Annotated in this window: 17 protein-coding genes; 9 read left to right on the top strand and 8 right to left on the bottom strand. The window is 71.4% G+C overall.

Annotated features, from left to right (window positions below; genetic code table 11):
* Positions 1-178: 178 nt before the first annotated feature.
* Positions 179-1,336: a copper resistance D family protein gene (locus ACZ5PB_RS19220; RefSeq protein WP_468692585.1), complete on the bottom strand. Its 1,158-nt coding sequence runs from the start codon at positions 1,334-1,336 to the stop codon at positions 179-181.
* A gap of 166 nt (positions 1,337-1,502) precedes the next feature.
* Here ACZ5PB_RS19220 and ACZ5PB_RS19225 point away from each other — a divergent pair, with 166 nt between their 5' ends.
* Together ACZ5PB_RS19225 and ACZ5PB_RS19230 are read left to right on the top strand one after the other, a co-directional pair.
* Positions 1,503-3,110 (top strand): phytoene desaturase family protein, encoded by a 1,608-nt coding sequence (locus ACZ5PB_RS19225; RefSeq protein ID WP_468692587.1) that lies wholly within the window; start codon positions 1,503-1,505, stop codon positions 3,108-3,110.
* 38 nt (positions 3,111-3,148) lie between these two features.
* Positions 3,149-3,550 carry a hypothetical protein gene (locus ACZ5PB_RS19230; protein WP_468692588.1) on the top strand — a complete coding sequence of 134 codons (402 nt, stop codon included), beginning with the start codon at positions 3,149-3,151 and terminating at the stop codon, positions 3,548-3,550.
* A 40-nt stretch (positions 3,551-3,590) separates the two neighbouring features.
* Here the strand turns inward: ACZ5PB_RS19230 and ACZ5PB_RS19235 are convergent, their stop codons facing one another.
* Positions 3,591-5,432, bottom strand: coding sequence for a serine hydrolase domain-containing protein (locus tag ACZ5PB_RS19235; protein ID WP_468692590.1), 1,842 nt, complete (start codon positions 5,430-5,432; stop codon positions 3,591-3,593).
* Between the two features lie 121 nt (positions 5,433-5,553).
* On the opposite strand from ACZ5PB_RS19235, the gene ACZ5PB_RS19240 reads away from it, so the two are divergent.
* Both ACZ5PB_RS19240 and ACZ5PB_RS19245 read left to right on the top strand, forming a co-directional pair.
* Positions 5,554-6,657: an NAD(P)H-dependent flavin oxidoreductase gene (locus ACZ5PB_RS19240; protein WP_468692592.1), complete on the top strand. Its 1,104-nt coding sequence runs from the start codon at positions 5,554-5,556 to the stop codon at positions 6,655-6,657.
* A 9-nt stretch (positions 6,658-6,666) separates the two neighbouring features.
* Positions 6,667-8,253: an acyl-CoA synthetase gene (locus tag ACZ5PB_RS19245; protein ID WP_468692594.1), complete on the top strand. Its 1,587-nt coding sequence runs from the start codon at positions 6,667-6,669 to the stop codon at positions 8,251-8,253.
* An 84-nt stretch (positions 8,254-8,337) separates the two neighbouring features.
* Here ACZ5PB_RS19245 and ACZ5PB_RS19250 read toward each other — a convergent pair whose 3' ends face one another.
* Together ACZ5PB_RS19250 and ACZ5PB_RS19255 are read right to left on the bottom strand one after the other, a co-directional pair.
* Positions 8,338-10,647 (bottom strand): terpene synthase family protein, encoded by a 2,310-nt coding sequence (locus ACZ5PB_RS19250; RefSeq protein WP_468692596.1) that lies wholly within the window; start codon positions 10,645-10,647, stop codon positions 8,338-8,340.
* A 189-nt stretch (positions 10,648-10,836) separates the two neighbouring features.
* Positions 10,837-13,257 carry a penicillin acylase family protein gene (locus ACZ5PB_RS19255; protein WP_468692598.1) on the bottom strand — a complete coding sequence of 807 codons (2,421 nt, stop codon included), beginning with the start codon at positions 13,255-13,257 and terminating at the stop codon, positions 10,837-10,839.
* A gap of 163 nt (positions 13,258-13,420) precedes the next feature.
* Here ACZ5PB_RS19255 and ACZ5PB_RS19260 point away from each other — a divergent pair, with 163 nt between their 5' ends.
* A complete protein-coding gene (locus ACZ5PB_RS19260) occupies positions 13,421-14,938 on the top strand; it encodes a fatty acyl-CoA synthetase (protein WP_468692599.1) in 1,518 nt (505 codons plus the stop codon).
* Positions 14,939-14,972: 34 nt separating this feature from the next.
* Here ACZ5PB_RS19260 and paaK read toward each other — a convergent pair whose 3' ends face one another.
* On the bottom strand, positions 14,973-16,259 hold the full coding sequence (gene paaK / locus ACZ5PB_RS19265; RefSeq protein ID WP_468692601.1) for a phenylacetate--CoA ligase PaaK: 1,287 nt from the start codon (positions 16,257-16,259) through the stop codon (positions 14,973-14,975).
* Between the two features lie 258 nt (positions 16,260-16,517).
* Here paaK and ACZ5PB_RS19270 point away from each other — a divergent pair, with 258 nt between their 5' ends.
* From ACZ5PB_RS19270 to ACZ5PB_RS19280, 3 genes are all read left to right on the top strand, one after another.
* Complete coding sequence (locus ACZ5PB_RS19270) at positions 16,518-17,033, top strand: hypothetical protein (protein WP_468692603.1); 516 nt, start codon at positions 16,518-16,520, stop codon at positions 17,031-17,033.
* A 90-nt stretch (positions 17,034-17,123) separates the two neighbouring features.
* Positions 17,124-18,299: an alpha/beta fold hydrolase gene (locus ACZ5PB_RS19275; RefSeq protein WP_468692697.1), complete on the top strand. Its 1,176-nt coding sequence runs from the start codon at positions 17,124-17,126 to the stop codon at positions 18,297-18,299.
* An 80-nt stretch (positions 18,300-18,379) separates the two neighbouring features.
* On the top strand, positions 18,380-18,754 hold the full coding sequence (locus ACZ5PB_RS19280; RefSeq protein WP_468692604.1) for a DoxX family protein: 375 nt from the start codon (positions 18,380-18,382) through the stop codon (positions 18,752-18,754).
* Positions 18,755-18,787: 33 nt separating this feature from the next.
* Here ACZ5PB_RS19280 and ACZ5PB_RS19285 read toward each other — a convergent pair whose 3' ends face one another.
* On the bottom strand, positions 18,788-18,994 hold the full coding sequence (locus tag ACZ5PB_RS19285) for a DUF4236 domain-containing protein (protein WP_468692606.1): 207 nt from the start codon (positions 18,992-18,994) through the stop codon (positions 18,788-18,790).
* Positions 18,995-19,107: 113 nt separating this feature from the next.
* Positions 19,108-19,617 (bottom strand): DUF4232 domain-containing protein, encoded by a 510-nt coding sequence (locus tag ACZ5PB_RS19290; protein WP_468692607.1) that lies wholly within the window; start codon positions 19,615-19,617, stop codon positions 19,108-19,110.
* A gap of 112 nt (positions 19,618-19,729) precedes the next feature.
* Between ACZ5PB_RS19290 and ACZ5PB_RS19295 the strand changes: the two genes are divergently transcribed.
* Positions 19,730-20,161 carry an SRPBCC family protein gene (locus ACZ5PB_RS19295; protein ID WP_468692608.1) on the top strand — a complete coding sequence of 144 codons (432 nt, stop codon included), beginning with the start codon at positions 19,730-19,732 and terminating at the stop codon, positions 20,159-20,161.
* 45 nt (positions 20,162-20,206) lie between these two features.
* Here ACZ5PB_RS19295 and ACZ5PB_RS19300 read toward each other — a convergent pair whose 3' ends face one another.
* Positions 20,207-21,823: an acyl-CoA synthetase gene (locus tag ACZ5PB_RS19300; protein WP_468692610.1), complete on the bottom strand. Its 1,617-nt coding sequence runs from the start codon at positions 21,821-21,823 to the stop codon at positions 20,207-20,209.
* Between the last annotated feature and the right edge of the window lie 12 nt (positions 21,824-21,835).

A 21,835-nucleotide genomic window follows, 5' to 3' on the forward strand; every position in this document is an offset into this window, starting at 1 on the left:
TGTGTGCGTCCCCGGCTCGCAGGGGGGCGAGAGGCCGGGGGCACCCACACGAGCCACCACACACCGGCCCGCGCGTGCGAACCCCTGGCCCCGCGGAGCGGTTTAGGGAAGGGGCGGGGAGGGGCCTCGCCCGCCGCAGGCGCGACACCGTTCAGTAGTCCGAGGGTCGCGCGGACGGCTACCAACTCGGTGTCGGGACCACCGTCAGCAGTGCCGACACCGCAACCACCCCCACCAGCATCACCACCTCCGCCCTCGCCGCCCGCTCCGCCCCACCCGGATCCACCCGCCCGTGCGCCGACTGCCGCCGCAGTGACCTCCTCAAACGGGCCCTCGCCACCAGCGCCAGCACACTCACCACCGCGAACAGCGCCAGCTTCACCAGCAGGGTCCGGCCGTAGGCCGTCACGAAGATGTCGTCCAGGGGGAGCCGGCGCAGCGTGCTGAAGGTGCCCGTCACCGCCAGTGCCACGTACAGGAAAGCGGCCATCCGCGCGTACCTCGCGAGCAGCTTCCGTCCCGGGACCCCGCGTCCCTCGTGGCCCCGCCACAGGTGCATCGCGCGCAGTGCGTAGACGAGGCCGCCGGTCCACAGGGCGGAGGCCGTGAGGTGGATCGTCGTCAGGGCGATGCCGATCTCGGGCGTGTCCAGCTCCGGGTGCGCCCGTACCGCCTCGGAGAAGATCACCGCCGCGAGCGGCAGCACCGCCCAGGACGGCCGCTTCAGCCAGGTGCACGCCGCCGCCGCGAGGAACGCGTTGGCCTGGAGGAGGAGCATGCCTCCGGGCTCCGTCGCGTACGTGTCGGTGAAGGTCATGTTGCCCAGCTGCGCCAGCTGGACGATCTGGCCGAACGACGCCGCGGCCCCGGCCAGCGACAGCGCGATCCCCCACCTGGGTGGCCGGACATCCGGGGCCCCCGGCACCGTCCGCGCCATCCGGTGCCCCACGATCTCGCCGAGGTGCAGGAAGAGTGCGGCCAGGAACACCGAACGCAGCAGCGTCGTGGTCCCGGCCCCGGGTATGTTCAGCTCGCCCGTGTCGCGGGACACGATGCCCATGCCGAGCAGGGCGACCACGACGAGCACGGCCACGGCGGCCGCCGGAGTGGCATAGGCCTTGGCGCGCCGCCGCCAAGCATCCGGCGGCTCGGCCTGTGCCGGATCGGCCTGCGGCGGGTCCGCCCGCGGCGGCTCGGCCCGCGGGAAGTCCGTCTGCGGGAAGCCCGTGTGCGGGAAGCCCGCGTGCGGAAGGTCCGCGTGCGGAAGGTCCGCCCGAGGGAAGTCGAGGCGCCCGTCGACAGGGGTCGGCTGGGTGGAAGGCTCCGGGTAGGTCACCTCCTGATTTTCCCTATACGGACGAGATGGCACAAAGCGGCCCCCCACCTGGCCCCCGCCCCGGCTCCCCTCCCGCCCCTCGTCCTGGTCCGCACTTCTCCAGCCGATCGCCATGTCCCCGCCTTCCCCCCTGTCGGACCTGCGACGCAGCGCATAAGGTCCCGCCATGCCCGTACCTGTCGCACCTGATGCCCCGGCCGCCACTGCCGCCCCGGCCGCCCCGGCCGTCCCGAAGCGTTCCTCGTACGACGTCGTCATCGTCGGCGGCGGCCACAACGGACTGGTCGCCGCCGCCTATCTCGCCCGGGCCGGCCGCTCGGTGCTGCTCCTTGAACGGCTCGCCGGTACCGGGGGAGCGGCGGTGTCCACCCGCCCCTTCGCCGGTACCGATGCCAGGCTCTCCCGCTACTCGTATCTCGTGTCACTGCTCCCCCGCACTATTGTGCGGGACCTCGGACTGTCGTTCGCCGTACGGAAGCGGACAATTTCCTCGTACACCCCTAAGGGGGACGGTGGGCTGCTAGTCGGCGGTTCCGGCACCCGGGCCTCCTTCGCGGAACTCACCGGGGGAGACAAGGAGTTCCGGGCCTGGGAGGACTTCTACGGGCGGCTCCGGCAGGTCGCCGAACGCATCTTCCCGACCCTGACCGAACCCCTCCCCACCAGGGAAGCGCTCCGCCACCGCACGGACGACGCCACCGCCTGGCGGATGCTCTTCGAGGAGCCGATCGGCACCGCGATCGAGGAGACCTTCAGCCACGACCTGGTACGGGGCGTGGCCCTGACCGACGCCCTGATCGGCACCTTCGCCGACGCCCACGACCCCTCGCTGACGCAGAACCGCTGCTTCCTCTACCACGTCATCGGCGGCGGCACCGGCGACTGGGACGTCCCCGTCGGCGGCATGGGCGCACTCACCGACGCCCTCGCCGCCTCGGCCCGCGCGGCGGGCGCCGAGATCGTGACCGGGTGCGAGGTCACGCGCGTCGACACCGACGGAGCGCGCGCCGAGGTCTCGTACCGTACGGAGAACGGTGAGGCCCTCGTCCCCGCCCGCCACGTCCTCGTCAACGCCTCGCCCCAGCACCTGGCCGGGCTCCTCGGCGACGAGCCGCCCGCCCCGGCCCCCGAGGGCGCCCAGCTCAAGGTCAACATGCTGCTGCGACGGCTGCCCCGGCTGCGCGACAGCGGCGTCGACCCGCGCGAGGCATTCGCCGGGACCTTCCACGTGGCCGAGGGGTACGCGGCACTGGCCGACGCCTACCGCGACGCGGCGGCCGGGCGGCTGCCCGGCGCACCGCCCTCGGAGATCTACTGCCACTCCCTGACCGACCCGTCGATCCTCGGCCCCGACCTGGTGGACCGGGGCTACCAGACCCTCACCCTCTTCGGCCTGCACACCCCCGCCAGGCTCTTCGCCGCCGACAACGAGGCCGCCCGCGCCGAACTCCTGCGCCGCACCCTCGAACAGCTCGACGCCCAACTGGCCGAGCCGATCGCCGACTGCCTCGCCGTGGACGCCGAGGGCCGCCCCTGCATCGAGGCCAAGACACCGCTCGACCTGGAACGCGAGCTACGGCTGCCCGGCGGCCACATCTTCCACGGCGACCTGTCCTTCCCCTACGCGGAGGCCGCCGAGGGCAGCGCCGCCGAGCGGTGGGGCGTGGCGACCGCGCACCCCAATGTCCTGCTGTGCGGGGCCGGAGCGGTGCGGGGCGGCGGCGTCAGCGGGGTGGGCGGGCACAACGCTGCGATGGCGGTACTGGGACGCTAGCCGGACGGACCGTGGCATTCCGGGGCAGGATGGAGCGCATGGCGAAATCCCGGAAGTACGCAGCGAAGCACCCCGCGCCGAAGGCCATCAACTCGCCCTTCTCGCTCTACTCGCAGGACTCGATGCTCTCGATCGGCTCCGTCGGCTCCATCCTGTCGATCGGCTCGGTCGGCTCCGTGCTGTCCATCGGTTCGGTGGGCAGCGCGCTGTCGGTCGGGTCGATCGGCTCGGCGCTGTCGCGGGTGTCGATGGCCTCCTGGATGAGTACCGGGTCCCTGCTGTCCGCCCAGTCCCAGTGGTCCGCCTTCTCGCTCCGCTCCCGCAACAGCGTGCGGGCCATCGGTGGCGACGGACCGGCCGGGGGCCGCGTGGTGGCCGGTGCGGGGGCGGCAGCGGTGGCGGCGGGAGCTGCCGTACTGCTCCTGCGCCGCCACCGCTGAGCGGGCCACGACAGTCAACGCCCTGGCCGTGTAAGGGAGTTCAGTCCGCGGACGCCGTCCAGCCCGTCGCCGCGATGCGGGCGGCGTCCGTCGGCCGTGCCTCGTCGAACACCGTCCTGCCCCGGTCCGTCACCCGCAGCCCGTCGACGTACACCCCGCGCCCGACGTACCGGGTGTTCGTCGTGTACCGCCAGCGCAGGGCGACGGCCTTCCCCCGGTACGGGGCGAGATCCGCGCCCGCCCGGTGCCAGACCCGCCCCGACCAGCCGGAGACCGCCCCGCCGGGATGCGGCACCGGCTTCTCCTCGTCCGGCTTCGCCCCTTTTCTTACGGTGGTGAACGGCACGGCCGTCCAACTCGTCCCCGCGTCAGCCGAAGCCTCCAGGGTCAGCGTGTCGCCGGCCGGCTCGGTGTCCCACCACAGATCGCAGTGGAACACCGCCCGGTCCGAGCCCACCGGCAGCGCGGGCAGCACGAGAGTCGCCGTCGAGGCGGACGCCATCCCCGAGAACCAGGCCGTGCGTCCGTGCGCCGGCCGCACCGCGACCGCGCGCGCCATGTCGTCGGCCGTCGCCACCCGGGGCGCCGAACCCGAGCGCCAACTGCGCACAGGGTGAACGGAGTTGCCCAGCACGATCAGGAAGGAGTCGGTCGTCGGGTCGATGACCAGACTGGTGCCGGTGAAACCGGTGTGGCCCGCGGTGCGCGGAGTGGCCATCGCGCCCATGTACCAGTGCTGGTAGAGCTCGAAGCCGAGGCCGTGCTCGTCGCCGGGGAACGCGGTGTTGAAGTCGGTGAACATCAGCTCCACCGACTCGGGGCGCATGATCCTGGCCCGGCCGTACACCCCGCCGTTGAGCAGCGTCCGGGCGAGGATCGCCAGGTCCCAGGCGGTGGAGAAGACCCCGGCGTGGCCCGCCACTCCGTCGAAACCGTACGCGTTCTCGTCGTGCACCTCGCCCCAGACGAGGCCGCGGTCGATGCCCGACCAGGGTTTGCGGGCGTCCTCGGTGGCGGCGATCTTCGGCTTCCAGGAGGCCGGCGGATTGAAACGAGTGCGGTGCATCCCCAGCGGAGCAGTGATCTCGTCGTGGAGCAGTGCATCCAGCGGGAGAGCGGTGATCTTCTCCAGCACGAGCTGGAGCGAGATCAGATTCAGGTCCGAGTACAGGTACGCCGTGCCCGGCGGGCTGGCCGGGGCCTCGTTCCACAGCATCTTGAGCTTGCCCTCGCGGGTCGGCTGCGAGTACAGCGGAATCCACGCCCTGAAGCCCGAGGTGTGCGTCAGCAACTGACGCACCGTGATGTCCTGCTTGCCCGCCGCCCCGAACTCCGGCAGGTACGAGGCGACCTTCGCCTCCAGCTCCAGCGCACCCCGCTCGATCTGCTGCACCGCCAGCATCGAGGTGAACAGCTTCGACACCGACGCCAGGTCGAAGACGGTGTCCCGGGCGGTGGCGATCTGCTGGTCCGGCGGGAACTCCACCGCCGTGTCCGTCTTCTCGTCGTACGCCGCGTAGCGCACGGCCATCCCGATCGGCTCGTGCAGCGCGACCGTACCGCCGCGCCCGGCGAGCAGCACCGCGCCCGCGTACCAGGGGTACTTGGGGGACGGCCCGAGGAACTTCCTCGCGTCCGCCACGAGCTTCTCCAGCGGCCCGGGCAGCAGCCCGGCACGCGCGGCGGAACCGTACCGGAGCGTCGGCCGACCCCCACCTCCGCCGCCACCCGCGTCCGCCTCCGCGCCCTCCGTCTCCGCCGCACCGGCAGCGGGGATCGGTCCCAGCATCAACGCACCTCCCAGAGCCAGAGCCCCGCCCGCGAAGTGCCTTCGGCTCACATCCGAGCAACTGAACCCTCTGTGCGCACCATCCTCAGTCATGGGCACCAGCAGGCCAAAGTGAACCCCCGGTGTCAACAGCCCCGGCACCTCGGGCAAAGAATCTGACGCAGCATCAGAAATGCTCTTCCCCTCGCAGCCGACCTGCGGCATCCTGCCGCCCATGAAGACGGAGCTGAGCCAGAAACTCGGAGTCGAACACGCCATCTTCGGCTTCACGCCGTTCCCCGCGGTGGCCGCCGCGCTCACCAGGGCCGGCGGCTTCGGCGTCCTGGGCGCGGTGCGCTACACCGCCCCCGACGACCTCGCCCGCGACCTCGACTGGATGCAGGAGCACACCGACGGCAAACCGTACGGCCTGGACGTCGTCATGCCCGCCAAGAAGGTCGAGGGCGTGACCGAGGCCGAGGTGGAGGCCATGATCCCGGCCGGGCACCGCCAGTACGTGCAGGAGATCCTCGCCAAGCACAACGTCCCCGAACTCGCCGAGGGCGAGGCCTCCGGCTGGCGCATCACCGGCTGGATGGAGCAGGTCGCCCGCAACCAGCTCGACGTGGCCTTCGACTACCCGATCAAGCTGCTCGCCAACGCCCTCGGCTCACCGCCCGCCGACGTCGTCGCCCGCGCCCACGACCACGGCGTACTGGTCGCCGCTCTCGCGGGCAGCGCCAAGCACGCCCGACGGCACGCCGAGGCGGGCATCGACATCGTCGTCGCCCAGGGGTACGAGGCGGGCGGCCACACCGGCGAGATCGCCTCCATGGTCCTGGTGCCCGAAGTCGTCGAAGCCGTGGGGGAGTTGCCGGTGCTCGCCGCCGGCGGCATCGGCAGCGGCGACCAGATCGCCGCCGCGTTCGCCCTCGGTGCGCAGGGCGCCTGGCTCGGCTCGCTCTGGCTCACCACCGAGGAGGCCGAACTGCACTCCGCCGCCCTCACCGCGAAGCTCCTCGCCGCGGGCTCCGGCGACACCGTCCGCTCCCGCGCCCTCACCGGCAAACCGGCCCGCCAGCTGCGCACCGAGTGGACGGACGCCTGGGACGACCCGAACGGCCCCGGCACCCTGCCCATGCCCCTCCAAGGGCTGCTGGTCGCCGAGGCCAACTCCCGCATCCAGAAGTACGAGGTGGGACCGCTCCTCGGCACCCCGGTCGGCCAGATCGTCGGCCGGATGAACTCCCGGCGCAGCGTCCAGGCGGTCTTCGACGACCTCACCCGGGACTTCGAGCGCGCCGTGACCCGTATCAACCGCATAGCGGGAAGGGACTAGGGACACCGCATGAGCGACCACCAGCCCCCCAACGGCACGCACCCCAACGGCACGCCCCCGAACGGCTTCTGGGCCCAGGCCGCCGCCGACCCCGACCGCACCGTCCTCGTCGCCCCCGGCGGGGAGGAGTGGCCGGCCGGTCAACTCCACGCCGCCGTCAATCAGTTGGTGCACGGGCTGCGTGCCGCCGGGCTGGCGCAGGGCGACTCCTTCGCCGTGGTCCTCCCCAACGGCGTCGAGTTCTTCACCGCCTACCTCGCCGCCGTCCAGGCCGGCCTCTACCTCGTCCCCGTCAACCACCACCTCACCGGACCCGAGATCGCCTGGATCGTCTCCGACTCCGCCGCCAAGGCCCTGATCGCTCACGAACGCTTCGCCGACGCCGCCACGGCCGCCGCCGACGAAGCGGGCCTGCCCGCCTCCCACCGCTACGCCGTCGGCACGGTGCCCGGGTTCCGCCCGTACGCCCAACTCCTGGACGGACAGCCGGAGTCGGCCCCTGCGGACCGCACGCTGGGCTGGGTCATGAACTACACCTCGGGAACCACCGGGCGCCCGCGCGGCATCCGCCGTCCGCTCTCCGGCAAGCTCCCCGAGGAATCCCATCTCGGCGGCTTCCTCGGCATCTTCGGCATCCGGCCCTTCGACGACAACGTCCACCTGGTCTGCTCGCCGCTCTACCACACCGCCGTGCTCCAGTTCGCGGGCGCCGCACTGCACATCGGGCACCCCCTTGTCCTGATGGACAAGTGGACGCCCGAGGACATGCTCCGCCTCATCGACACCCACCGCTGCACCCACACCCACATGGTGCCGACCCAGTTCCACCGGCTGCTCGCCCTCCCCGACGAGACCAGGCGGCGCTACGACGTGACCTCCATGCGGCACGCCATCCACGGCGCCGCACCCTGCCCCGACCACGTCAAACGGGCCATGATCGACTGGTGGGGGCACTGCGTCGAGGAGTACTACGCGGCGAGCGAGGGCGGCGGCGCCTTCGCCACCGCCGAGGACTGGCTGAAGAAGCCCGGCACCGTCGGAAAGGCCTGGCCCATCAGCGAACTCGCCGTGTTCGACGACGACGGCAACCGGCTGCCGCCCGGTGAACTCGGCACCGTCTACATGAAGATGAGCACCGGCGGCTTCAGCTACCACAAGGACGAGAGCAAGACCCGGAAGAACCGCATCGGCGACTTCTTCACCGTCGGCGACCTCGGCATCCTCGACGAGGACGGCTACCTCTTCCTCCGCGACCGCAAGATCGACATGATCATCTCGGGTGGCGTCAACATCTACCCGGCCGAGATCGAGGCCGCCCTGCTGTCCCACCCCGCCGTCGCCGACGCGGCCGCCTTCGGCATCCCGCACGCGGACTGGGGCGAGGAGGTCAAGGCCGTCGTCGAACCCGCCGAAGGTCACCCCCCGTCAGAAACGCTGTCCGCCGACATCCTCGCCCATTGCGAACGCCAACTCGCGGGCTACAAAAGGCCCAAGACCCTCGACTTCATCACCGCCATGCCCCGCGACCCCAACGGCAAGCTCTACAAACGCCGCCTGCGCGAGCCCTACTGGGAAGGACACGACCGGGCTCTGTGACCCCGGCAGGCAGGGGTGCCGGGCCGATCCCCGAAGCGGATCGGCCCGGCCACGGAACCGCGACCCGGGGGAGGGCCGACGGTGCTACCCCGCCGCCGCACCCGCGCCGGGAGACCGCGACCACAGCTCCCCGATCCGCGCCGCCGAGGTGCCGAGCCCGGTCGGCCCGTACGACGGCAACCCGGGCGCACCCGCAGGCAGTTCCCGCCCGGCCGCGACCACACCCGTCTCCGACCCCTGCGGCGCGTGGTGCCGCACCAGGTCCGACTCCTTGTACCGCTTGCAGCCCTGGTGCCAGGTCTCGATGCCCGCCATCCAGTTCCTGAGCCCCTGCACATAGCTCTCCACCGCCTCCCTGGCAGCGGCGTCGAGCTCGAACTCCGCACACAAGCCGGGCAGTTCGAACTCCACCACATGCTGGAACTCGGCCATCCGCGACTTCATCAGATCGACCACCACGTCCCGCGCCTGCTCCACCGTGCACCCGAAGAAGTGCTGCACCACCAGCACCCCGTTGTGCAGCTCTCCCTCGAACTCGACCTCCTTCTGGTACGAGTAGACGTCGTTCATCAGCGCCGAGTAGTCCATCGCGGAGCGCACCATCGACAGGAACGGGCGGCTGCCGTAGATCTCCGGCGGCAGTGTGTCCCCCTGTGTGATCCGCGCCAGGCTCGTCGTCAGGTCGGACCCGAAGGTGTACCTGCGCATCTCGATGTAGTCGACGGGGTCGGGCACCCGGTCCTGCGCCTGGTTCGTCAGCTCCCACAGCCAGCTCGCCTGCATGTCCTCGACGGTCCTGCGGAACGCCCGCCGCGCCTCCACCGCCATCGGCACCGCCGTCCGCACCCACAGATCGGCGAGGCCCCGCTCCAGCGGGGTCACCGGCACGGGCATCGGTTCGTCCTCCACCGGCATGAAGAGCGACAGCCGGTCGTTGGCGGCCTTGGCCCCGGCCAGGTCGAGCGTCCGCCCGTAGATCACCGGGAAGAGGTCGTCGCCGTACGTCCCCCAGGCCAGCCAGGCCGAGCTGATGTCGAGCTCCCGCAGCGTCGCGTCCGGGTGGATGCCGGCCGCGCACAGCGGCAGGTCGTAGTCCCGGATCTTCTCCTCGTTCCAGACGCCGGAGGCCGGGATTCCGGGGATGCCCTCCAGGATGCCCATGCTGTGCGCCCACCGGACCACGTTCTCCCTGGCCGCTCCCAGATGCGGGCTGAGCGTGGTGGTGAAGGGCATCCCCAGGTCCGGGATCTCCAGGTGGCCGACCTTCTCGAAGCGGTGCACCGCCACGTTCTTCTCCCGGGCCGGGACGCCGACGGCGAGGGAGGAGAGCAGCTGGGAGGCGAAGGTACCGAGCCCGGTCGGGCCGCCGAGCGCGTACGAGGCGGGGTCGTGCGCGTCGTCGCCCGCCCCGTTCATGTAGCGGCTGGAGCGCATGTGCCACTCGTGTCCGCCGGACTGCCAGTCCTGGAGGCCCTTCGCGTACGCCAGCACGTCGAGCCGCTCCTGCGGTCCGACGGCGAACTCCGCGAACAGCGGCTCCAGTTCGGTGAGGAACGTCGTCTCGAACTGCTGGAGCCGCGAGGTCAGCAAATCGTTGACGGCCTCCGCCGCCTCCTGCGTGGAGCAGCCGAGGAAGGTCTCCATCACCAGGACGCCGTTGGAGAGTTCACCCTCGTCGAGGATCTCGCGCTCGTAACTGAACAGGTCGTTGCGCAGGTGCACCCCGTCCGAGAAGGAGTCCCGCAGCACGCACATCGGACGCGAGGCCGCGATCCTGGCGGGCACCTCGGCCCCCGCCACGTACTCGACGAGACCCGCCGACCACGGGGCGCCGCCCACCTTGCGGCGCATCTCGATGTACTCGATGGGGTTGGAGACGCGCCCCTCGCTGATGTTCATCAGCTCCCACATCGATTCTTCGAGCAGGTGCTCGGTGGACACCGCGAACCGCCGCCGCCACGCCTCGGACATCGACGGACAGGTACGGGTCCACAGATCGGCGAGCCCCGCCTCCACCGCGTTCGTCGGCTCCGGCATCGCCGCTCCGGCCTCCACCGGCATGAACGCCGGCAGCCGGTCCAGGTACGCCTTGGCGCCCTTCATGTCGGGGCTGCGCTTGAACAGCTCCACGAAGTGGTCGTCGAAGAAGAACACCCACACGTACCAGTCGGTGACCAGTGCCAACTGCTCGGCGGTGCAGTCGGGATGGGTGTACGCGCACAGCAGCGCGTAGTCGTGGCTGTCGAAGTCGTGCTCGTCCCAGATCTCCGAGCCCTCGATCATGACCATCTCGCGCGCCCACGCCTTGGAGTGCTCCCTGGCGTGCTCCAGATGGGGATTGAGCCGGGCCGGGTACGGCATGTAGAACTCGGGCAGGGTGAAGGGCTGGGGCATGGTTCCGGGGTTCGCCTTCCCAGTTCGACGGCATGGACCGTTGTCACGCTAGGCAGGAAGGTCCCGGATCCGACCCCGGCCCCGGACGATCATCACCGAAGTGGTGAATTCACGCCCGGAGCCGGTTAATGATCTTGTACGTGGGCCAGGGGACGGCCCGCTCGGCCGGTGTCGGTCAGCGGGTGCCGGTCAGCGCTCGCGCACCCACAGCACCTTGAGCTTCGGCGAGGTGAGGATGTCCCGCTCGCAGAACCGCGACTTCACCCACTTCTCGCCGGAGAACAGCTCGGTCTGGTCCCGGTAGTGCGGGGAGTGGGGGTTCGCGGACTGGCCGTACGTCAGCAGCGTCTTCGCCACCGGGCACGGCCCGCCGTCCCAGCCGACCGCCTGGATATAGCTGGAGCCCGTCGTCACTTCGGTGTAACCCCCGCCCGCCGCGTTCCACACGGGCTCGATCTTGTTCCAGATGCCGAGGGACTCGGTGCCGCCGGGGACCGGGATGCGTTTGCCGTTGCGCACCACGAACTGGTTATCGCCCAGCGGTGCGTCGAGCGCGATGCCCGCCGCCCGTAGCTCCGCCACCGCAGCGCGCAGCGCCGAAGTCACCCCGGGGGAAGCCGTGTTGAGGGTGTTCGGGGTGCGCACCGGGTCGGCCGCACTGAACGGCACCTTCCACAACTGGTCCGCCGGGACCGAGGCCACGGCCTTGCGCCAGAACCGGTCGAAGAGCAGCGCGCCCCGGCTCCCGGTGTCCGTCTTCCGGTCCCACTTCGCCAACACCGCGCAGGCGGCGGCCAGTTCGCCGGTGCCGCAGGACTTGAGGAGTTCCGGCAGCGCCAGGTCGGCCGCCGGGACCCGGTTCGCGAACTGCTGGTTCTGGAGGTCGCCGACGGTCAGCCGGCCCTTCTTCGCCATCGCCGACACGTCCTCGACCGCCCCGCGCGTGCGCAGGGTGCGCGGGGTGCTGATGTTGCCGAAGACCCGCTCGTACCCGGTGATCGGCCGGTCCGCATTGGCCAGCCAGGCACTGTCGTTGGAGTTCTCGGCGTACGGGGCGTCGCGCAGCGTCGGCATCCTCGACGGGCCGAAGATGCCCGGCTCCACCGCGTCCCCGTCCCGGCCGAGCGTGCAGTCACCGCGCGCCCCGTCCAGGATCGCCATGCCCGCCGCCGGGTAGGTGACCTTGCCCATCGGGGTCGAACAGCGCTGCACGAGCTCGTCGGTGAGGCGGGGCAGCACCTGCGACTGGGTGAACAGCGAACCGCCCCGGGAGTCCGCGGCGACCGTGTTCACCCACGGCAGGCCCTGGCTGCGGCGCAGCGAGTCCTGGACCCCGGACACGTCGCGCGCCTTGCTGAAGCCGAGCGCCGTGTCACCGGCGCGCAGGTTCGTCGCGTTCGGATCGTTCAGCGCGTACGCGGTCGTCGCCGTCCAGGGCAGCGGCAGCTGGGCGCCGAGCCCGTTCACCACGGGCCCGTACCTGGTCCACCACTGAGTGCGGGTCACCGGGGCGCCGTCCTTGACCTGCACGGTCACGGTCCGCTTCGTCATCCGCTCCCGCTTGCCGTCGACCACGTACACCGTCGGGTCGGCGGGATCGAGGGTGAGCTGGTGGAGGTTCATGGGGACGCCAGTGGCGACCGTGTGGGACCAGGCAACGCGCGCGTTGTGCCCGATGGAGACCGTCACCGCGCCGAGCAGCGAACCGCCGATCACGTTCAGCTCGCCCGGAATGGTCTGCTGCGACTGCCAGAAGCGGCGGCCGCCGGACCACGGGTAGTGCGGGTTGCCGAGCAGCAGCCCACGCCCGTTCGCGGTCGTACGCCCGCTGAAGGCAACGGCGTTGGAGCCCATCGCGGCGTCCGAGGTGTCGAAGAGCTGCCGGGCCGCCTCACCCGGATCGACCCCCGGGCCCGGCTGCTCCGGCGCCGACGGCTCCGACCGCTTCGGGGCTGCGGCGGTACGGGGCGCTCCCGCGCCGGGCGGCTGGGCGGCGATGATGCCGTCCGCGCCGCGTCCCTGGCCGCCCAGCACCGCGAAGGCGTAGCTCAGGGCGTGGATGTCCTCGACGGCGGCGGGGCGCACCCAGGGGGCGCCCGCGCAGGCGGGATCGGTGACCCGGTTCTGCTTCAGCCAGGTGTTGTAACCGGCGACGAAGCCCCGCATCAGCTCCTTCACCTGCCGGCTCGGGCCCACCGGGGCGGGCCGTGCCATCAGCCGGGCAACCGTGCCGCTGTCGCGCACGCCCCGGAAGTAGAGGTCGCTGGCGAGATTGGTGGAGGCGGAGGACAGCGAGCCGTCCGGTCTGGCGTCGGCGCCGAAGTGGCGCGAGCGTTCGCCGCGTACCGTCGCGAAGCCCTCGGCCAGGGTGCACACTTGGTCGTTGGCCTGTGCCCAGCCGCCGCCGAACCCGAGGTTGGCGTAGTCCTTGGCGACGATGTGCGGAATGCCGTACTCGGTGTACCGCACGACGGCCGACAGGTCGCCGTGCGAAGGGCGCTTCTCCTGGCCGCGCGGGTCGGCGGAAGCGGCCGGAGCGAGCGTGCCCGCCGCGGTGAGCAGGGCGATACCGGCGACGGCGAAGGTTCTCGTACGGGTCCGGAGGGACAACGTGCCTCCCAACAGGGCGTCACAACACAGCAGTTGTGAAGGGTCTCCGAGGTGTCACGTGCCACTCAGTCATTACCGTCCGGTACCTGTCAACATCCCGCGCGGTATGCACTTCTCGCGCACCACTCTTGACCTGATTCATCACCCCACGCAGGATCACGCCATGACGACACCAGGGACAGCCTTCCTCGACAGCACCGTCGACGGACTCCTGCGGCGCACCGCCCGGCGCGTCCCGGACCGCACCGCCCTCCACTACCGGGACCGCACCTGGACCTACGCGGAACTGGACGCCGCCGTCGGCACCGCAGCCGCCCTGCTGCGCGGGGACCGGGGACTGGCCGAGGGCGACCGGGTCGCCACCTACGGCCACAACTCCGACACGTACCTCATCGCCTACCTCGCCTGCGCCCGCGCCGGACTGATCCACGTCCCGGTCAACCACCACCTCACCGGCGCCGACCTGTCGTACATCCTCGGGCAGTCCGGCGCCTCTCTGGTGCTCGCCGACCCCGACCTCGCCGAGCGCGTCCCGGCGGACCTCGCGACCCTGCCGCTGCGGGACGCCCCCGGCTCCCTCCTGGACGCGCTGGCCGATCCCGTCCCGTACGACGGAAGCCCCCGCGACCCGCGCGAACCCGTCCAGCTGCTCTACACCTCCGGGACCACCGCCGACCCCAAGGGCGCGATCATGACGCACCGCGCCCTGGTGCACGAGTACGCCAGCGCCGTCGAGGCACTCGACCTCGCCGAGACCGACCGACCCGTCCACGCGCTGCCGCTCTACCACTCCGCGCAGATGCACGTCTTCCTGCTGCCCTACCTCGCCGTCGGCGCACAGAACACCCTCCTCGACGGACCCGACGCCACCGCCGTCTTCGACCTGGTGGAAGCGGGCCGCGCGGACGGCTTCTTCGCCCCGCCGACCGTGTGGATCGCGCTGGCCAACCACCCCGAGTTCGAGAAGCGCGAACTGGGCGCACTGCGCAAGGCGTTCTACGGCGCCTCGATCATGCCCGTCCCCGTACTGGAGCGGCTGCGCGCCCGACTCCCCGGCCTCGCCTTCTACAACTGCTTCGGCCAGAGCGAGATCGGCCCGCTCGCCACCGTGCTGCGCCCCGAGGAGCACGAGGGCCGGATGGACTCCGCCGGCAGGCCCGTACGGCACGTCGAAGCACGTGTCGTCGACGAGGAGGGCGGCGACGTACCGGACGGCACCGTGGGCGAAATCGTCTACCGGTCACCGCAGTTGTGCGAGGGCTACTGGGGGAAGGACCCGGCGGAAGGCTTCCGGGACGGCTGGTTCCGCTCCGGCGACATGGCGGTGCGCGACAGCGACGGCTACTTCACCGTCGTCGACCGGGTGAAGGACGTCATCAACTCCGGGGGAGTGCTCGTCGCCTCCCGCAAGGTCGAGGACGCCCTCTACACCCACCCCGGCGTCGCGGAGGCGGCCGTCGTCGGACTGCCCGACCCGCGCTGGATCGAGGCGATCACCGCGATCGTCGTCCCGCGCACCGGCGAGGTCACCGAGGCCGAACTCATGGCGTACGCACGCGAGAAGCTCGCCCACTTCCAGGCGCCCAAGCGGGTCCTGTTCGTGGACGAGCTGCCGCGCAACGCCAGCGGGAAGATCCTCAAGCGGGAGCTCAGGGACCGGTTCGGCACGCCCGCGGAGTGAGCTGCGGGGGCATCGGGGCAGCGGTCGGCCGACGTCAGCTGGGGCGCCGGTCCACGATGCGCTTGAACTTCCCCACCGACCGCTCCAGCGTCTCGGGATCGACCACCTCGACCCCCACCGAAACCCCGATGCCGTCCTTGACCCCCTTCACGACCGCCAGCGCGGCAGCCTCCCGCTGCTCGGCGCTCGCCCCGGCGCGCGCCTCCGCCCGTACCGTCAGCCGGTCCATCCGGCCCTCCCGGGTCAGAAGTAGCTGGAAGTGCGGCGACAGCGCGGGCGTACGCAGCACGATCTCCTCGATCTGGGTGGGGAAGAGGTTCACCCCGCGCAGGATGACGAGGTCGTCGCTGCGCCCGGTGACCCGCTCCATCCGCCGGAAGTTGCGCGCCGTCCCCGGCAGCAGCCGGGTCAGGTCCCTGGTCCGGTAACGGACCACCGGCATCGCCTCCTTGGTCAGCGAGGTGAACACCAGCTCGCCCTCCTCGCCGTCCGGCAGCACCTCACCGGTCAGCGGATCGACGACCTCCGGATAGAAGTGGTCCTCCCAGATGTGCAGCCCGTCCTTGGTCTCGACGCACTCGGACGCCACGCCGGGGCCGATCACCTCGGAGAGCCCGTATATGTCCACGGCGTCGATCGCGAAGCGCTCCTCGATCTCCCGCCGCATCTCCTGCGTCCACGGCTCCGCGCCGAAGACGCCGACCTTGAGGGAGGTGGTGCGCGGGTCGATGCCCTGCCGCTCGAACTCGTCGAGGAGGGTGAGCATGTAGGTGGGCGTCACCATGATGATCTCGGGCCGGAAGTCCTGGATCAGCTGGACCTGCCGTACGGTCATCCCGCCGGACGCCGGGATGACCGTACAGCCGAGCCGCTCCGCGCCGTAGTGCGCGCCGAGCCCGCCGGTGAACAGGCCGTACCCGTACGCCACATGGACTTTGTGGCCGGGCCGGCCGCCGGCGGCGCGGAGGGAACGGGCCACCACGTCGGCCCACATCGACAGGTCGTTCTCGGTGTAGCCGACGACGGTCGGGCGGCCCGTGGTGCCGCTGGAGGCGTGGACACGGCGGATCTCGTCCTGCGGTACGGCGAACATCCCGAACGGGTAGTTCTCCCGCAGGTCCGCCTTGACGGTGAACGGGAACCGGGCGAGATCGGCGAGCGACCGGCAGTCCTCCGGCTTCAGCCCCGCCTTGTCGAAGGCCGCCCGGTAGTGCGGCACGTTCGTGTACGCGTGTCGCAGGCTGCTCCGCAAGCGCTCCAGTTGCAGGACCTGGAGCTCCTCGCGGCTGAGCCGCTCGGCCGCGTCGAGCAGAGCCTTCATGGTTCACTCTCCCGTTCCGTGCGCCTGCACGACGCGTGCGACGTGCACGGCAGGTACCACCAAAGCGGACTACCGATCATTCGGTCGCCCTCCGTCAGAGGTCAGTAATTCAGGGCGCGAGGGGTCCTGACAAGGGGTAGCGCGAGGTCGGTCGGCGCCCTTTCGAGTGGTCGCGCACCCCTGGCGGGGCGAATCAGGTCGAACTATGGGGTATCGGTTGATCAGGGAAGTACCGGAACGAGTACGAGGACGGCAGAGATGCAGCGTGGAAAGCGTGGAACCGGCAGGACCGCACTGGCCGTGATGCTGACGGTGACCGGGGCATCGATGCTCTCCGCGTGCGGCGGTGGCGGTGCCACCAAGGCGGCCCCCGCCGTCACCGTGACCGTGACCGCCCCGGCCCCGACCGTCACGGTGACCGCACCCGCCGTGGTGCCCGCCCCGGACGAGCCGGTGCCCGCGTCCACCCCGCCGGTCCCCCCGGCCACCGCCCCCGTACCGGCACCGAGCGCCACGCCCCCGCAGCAGCAGAACGGGGGCCGGCCCACCGTCGAACTGACCGGGGACGCCGCCACCGCGACCAAGGAACTCGCCCGGCTGAGGGCGACCGGCTGGTGGAACCCGAACAAGGTCGAGTACTCGGACGATCCGGTGACCACGCTCCAGCAGTTCGACAGATGGCTGAGCAAGGGCTACATCGCACCGGGCGGCGGCTGGACCCCGGAGGGCGTCGCGGCCTGGGAGGCGGCCAACGCGACCGGCGAGGCGCTGTAGCCGGTGGGCGGGTCCCCGTGGCGGGTCCCCGTGGGCGGGCCACGGAAGTGAGGCGTGCGTTCAGGGCGTTCACCTGTTTGGATGAACCCCATGCCGATCTTCACCGCCCCTGACGGAACCCGCCTCGCCTACCACCTGGCCGGCGAGGGAGAGCCCCTCATCTGCCTGCCCGGCGACGCGACGCGCGACTCCGCCGCCTCCCTCGGGGAACTGGGCGGGCTCGGCGCCCATCGGCAGCTCGTCCTCCTCGAACCGCGCGGCACCGGCGACTCCGAGGCGCCGGCCGACCCCGCCACGTACCGCTCCGCACACCAGGTCGAGGACGTCGAGGCCCTGCGCGAACACCTCGGGCTGGACCGCATGGACGTCCTCGCCCACTCGGCGGGCGGCCACCTCGCCATCCGCTACGCCGCCGCCCACCCGGGGCGCGTCCGCAGCCTGGTCCTGATCGCTCCGGACGCCCTCAGTGCCGCGCTGAAGGCCGTCGACATCCCCGTCCTGGTGCTGGAGGAGGAGCCCGATGACCCGCGCGCCCTCATCCGTACGGTCACCGCCTTCCTCGACCCCGAGGTGTACGACGTCCGCCTGCCCGCCGGGAACCGGATCGCCTACCGCGTCTGGGGCGACCCCGCCGCCCCGCCCGTCGTCCTGCTGCACGGGCGCACCTCCGACAGCACCAACTGGCGCGCCGTTGCGGAAGCGCTCGCCCCCACCCGCCGGGTGTACGCCCCCGACTTCCGGGGTCACGGCCTCAGCGACTGGCCGGGCGGCTACACGTACGGCCAACTCGCCCGCGACACCCGCGACTTCCTCGACGCGCTCGGCCTCAACAGGGTCGACCTGATCGGCCACTCGATGGGCGGCGGGGTCGCGCTGCAAGTGGCCGAGGCGGAGCCGGAGCGGGTGGTCCGGATGGTGCTGGAGGACCCGCCGCCGCCGTTCCCGCTCGCCGTACCGCGCGAGCCCGAGCAGCGACCGTCGCCCGAGGAGATCGAGGCGCTCTCCTTCGACTGGGAGGTACTCCCGGACACCGACGCGGGTGTCAGCCACCCCGACCCCGCCTGGGCGTCGGAGCTGGGAACGATCACCGCGCGGACCCTGGTGCTGTCCGGCGGACCGGAGAGCTTCCTCGCCGAGGCGGAGGTACGGCGGATGGCGGGGCTGATCCCGGGCAGCACCACGGTCACGATCCCCGTGGGGCACCTGATCCACGCGACTGACCCGGCCGGATTCCTGGCGGAACTCAAGGGCTTCGGCATGTACTGACAGCTCGGCTCTAGCCCCCGCCCCTGAGCCCCGCTCCCCGCACCCCTTTCCCTACCTGACCCGTCCACACGGAGGCCGCGTTGACCGCGAACGACCGATCCGCCCGCCTGCTCGTAGGCCTGCTCGCCGGGGCGGGCGCCGCCCACGTGGTGGCGCCCAAGCTGTTCGACACCATGGTCCCGGAGTTCCTGCCGGGCAAGCAGCGCACCTGGACGCACGCGACCGGCGTCGCCGAACTGCTGCTGGCCGCAGCCGTCGCCGTCCCGCAGACCAGGAAAGTGGGTGCGCTGGCGACGGCCGGGTACTTCGCGGGCATCCTCCCCGCGCACTTCCAGATGGCGCACAACTGGCGCGACAAGCCAAAGGCGTTGAAGGCGGGCGTCTACGCCCGCATCCCGCTCCAGGTGCCGCTGGTGCTCTGGGCGGCGAAGGTGGGGCGCGACGCCGGTCGCTGACCAGGCGTCAATGTCCTTGCCCCCAGGCTGAGTTCAGTGGCCGCGACGCCGCTTGGTGGTGGTCTTGCGCCAGCCGAAGGGGCCGGGGAGATCCATCGAAGTGGTGCGGCGGCCGGTGCTGCTGTGGGTGTGCCGGGGCCCGTGTCGGCCGCCACCCGTGGTGATGGACCACGAGTGGCGGTTGATGTTCAGTCGTACGCCCGGCAGGATCCGGAAACTCTTGCGGAAGGTGAGCGGCATCGTCTGCCTCCGTGGTGTGTCGACGCGCGGTCGGTGGATGGCGATGCCGTACGTGTTTCCGAATCCGGCGGGTCAATGCCTGTGCGCTGTGGCGCGGTGGGCTGGGGCTGGGGTCAGGGCTTGTGCGGTCCCCACAGGGAGGTGACCGGGTCGTAGACCCTGACCCCCTTCGGCAGTCCCAGGTCCGCCGCCGTGATGCGCCGCCCGTGGTGCGCCGGGTCCGCCGCCACCCCGATGTCGCGGACGATCCGTACGTCGGCGGGGGTGGGCGGGGCGAGCACGGTACGGACCGTGGCGTACGCCGTTGCCCCCGCCCGCACCGTGTACGGGGCGCTGTCGGCCGGGGGTTCGGGGCGGGCCGCCCCGTCCAGGTCGCCGAAGGTGACCGTGGGGATCCGGTCCACCGTGCAGGCGGCCCGACCGGTGTTGGTGAAACTGATCCCGAGCACGTCGGGGGTCGGTGCGGCGGTCGCCTTCACCGTGAGGTGCCGCTCGGCGCAGCGCGGGACCGGGGCGTTCCCCGGCGGCGGTACGACGCAGGCGAGCGCGGTCGTGGAAGTGGCGAGCAGGAGCGCTGCGGCGAGCGCGGAGACGGTCACGGAGGACCGCTGGTGCGTGTGCATATGTCCATGGTGGGGGTGTATATGCAGGGCGGGCGAGTGCGCCGCGTGCTCTGTCACCGGCCCGTGACACATCGACGTGCCGCACGTGACCTGCCCCCGTAACGTCTGTCCCGTGGCCCTCTTCCGTATCGCAGACCGCACGCCCCTCGCACCCGCCGAGGCCTGGCGCCGACTCACCGCCTGGGAACGGCACGCCGCCCAGGTGCCCTTCACCCGCATCACCGTCACCACCGAACCGCCGACCAGGCAGGGCACCCGCTTCGTGGCCCGTACCAGGATCGGCAGGCTCGGGTTCGACGACCCGATGGAGGTGACCGACTGGCAGCCGCCGTACCACTGCCGACTGGAGAAGCACGGCAGGGTGGTCACGGGCTGGGCCGAGATCGACGTACGGGAGGAGCCGGACGGCGGGAGCGGGTCGCGGGTGCTGTGGACCGAGGACCTGCGGCTGCGCGGGCTGCCACGGGTGTGCGACCCGCTGCTGGCGGCGGCGGGGCGGGTGGTGTTCGGGCGGGCGATGCGGGCGCTGCTGCGGGGGAGGTGAGGGTGCATCCGGTGGGCCTCCGGGGGCCCGTGTCCCGCGGCCCCTCTACTCCTCCTGCGCGGCCGTCGCCTTCGCCCACCGGTAGTCCGCCTTGCCGCTCGGGGAGCGCCGGATCCGGTCGGTGATCACCAGCTTCCGGGGGATCTTGTACCCGGCGAGCCGGGTGCGGCAGTGCTCCTGAATGGCTGTCAGGTCCGGTTCGCCCGCGCCCTCGCGCAGCTGCACCACGGCCGCCACCCGGTTGCCCCACTTGGCGTCCGGCACCCCGGCCACCAGAGCGTCGTACACATCGGGATGCGACTTCAGCGCCTGCTCGACCTCCTCCGGATAGACCTTCTCGCCACCGGTGTTGATGCACTGCGAGCCACGGCCGAGGACGGTGACGATGCCGTCGGCGTCCACGGTCGCCATGTCGCCGAGCAGCACCCAGCGTTCGCCGTCGCGCTGGAAGAAGGTCTCGGCCGTCTTCTTCGGGTCGTTGTAGTAGCCGAGCGGTACGTGGCCGCGCTGCGCGAGCCGGCCCACCTCACCGACCGGGACCTCCGCGTACGTGGCCGGGTCGACCACCCGGGTGCGCTCGTTGACCTCCAGCCGGAAGCCCTTCTCGGGGCCGGAGTCGGCCGTCGCCTTGCCGTTCGAACCGGACTCGGAGGAGCCGAAGTTGTTCAGCAGGATGACGTTGGGCACGAGCTCCTGGAACTGGGCCCGGACCGTGTCCGACATGATCGCGCCGGACGAGGAGACGCTGAACAGCGACGACAGGTCGGTGCCCCGGAGCGGCCCGTGCAGCGCGTCGACGAGCGGCCTGAGCATCGCGTCGCCGACCAGGGAGACGCTGGACACCTTCTCCTTCTCGATCGTACGGAGCACTTCCTCGGGCACGTACTTGCGGTGGATCACCACCCGCTGCCCGTAGTTGAACGCGATGAACGAGGTCAGCGTGGACGTGCCGTGCATCAGCGGGGGAGTGGGGAAGAAGGTCAGTCCCGCACCGCCCGCCGCGACCCGTTCGGCCAGCTCGTCGGGCCGCTTCACCGGCTCGCCCGTGGGCTCGCCGCCGAACAACCCGGCGAAGAACAGGTCCTCCTGACGCCACATCACTCCCTTGGGCATGCCGGTCGTGCCGCCCGTGTAGATGATGAACAGGTCGTCGGGGGAGCGGGGCCCGAAGCCCCGGCCGGGGGAGGCGTCGGCCTCCGCGTCGGTGAAGGCGACGCAGTCCAGGCGCGGCGCGCCGGCCGGTGGGGTCCCCACCCGGACCAGGTGCCGCAGCTTCTCCGTCTTCGGCAGCGCCGCCGTCACGCGCTCGGTGAACTCGGCGTCGAAGACCAGCGCGGCGAGGTCGGCGTCGCGGTAGAGGTAGACCAACTCCTCCTCGACGTACCGGTAGTTGACGTTGACCGGGACGATCCTGGCCTTGAGGCAGCCGAGCACCGTCTGGAGGTACTCGATGCCGTTGTAGAGATGCAGCCCCAGGTGCTCGCCCGGCTTCAGACCGGCGTCGATCAGATGGTGGGCGACCCGGTTCGCGGCGGCGTCGAGCTCGGCGTAGGTCAGGCGCCGTTCGGCTCCCGTACCGGGGTGGTCGATGTACACGAGTGCCTCGCGGTCCGGGACCACGTCGACGACCGACTCGAACAGGTCGGCAAGGTTGTACTCCACCGTTCCTCCTGA

It is taken from the genome of Streptomyces sp. NPDC032721, assembly GCF_055579625.1.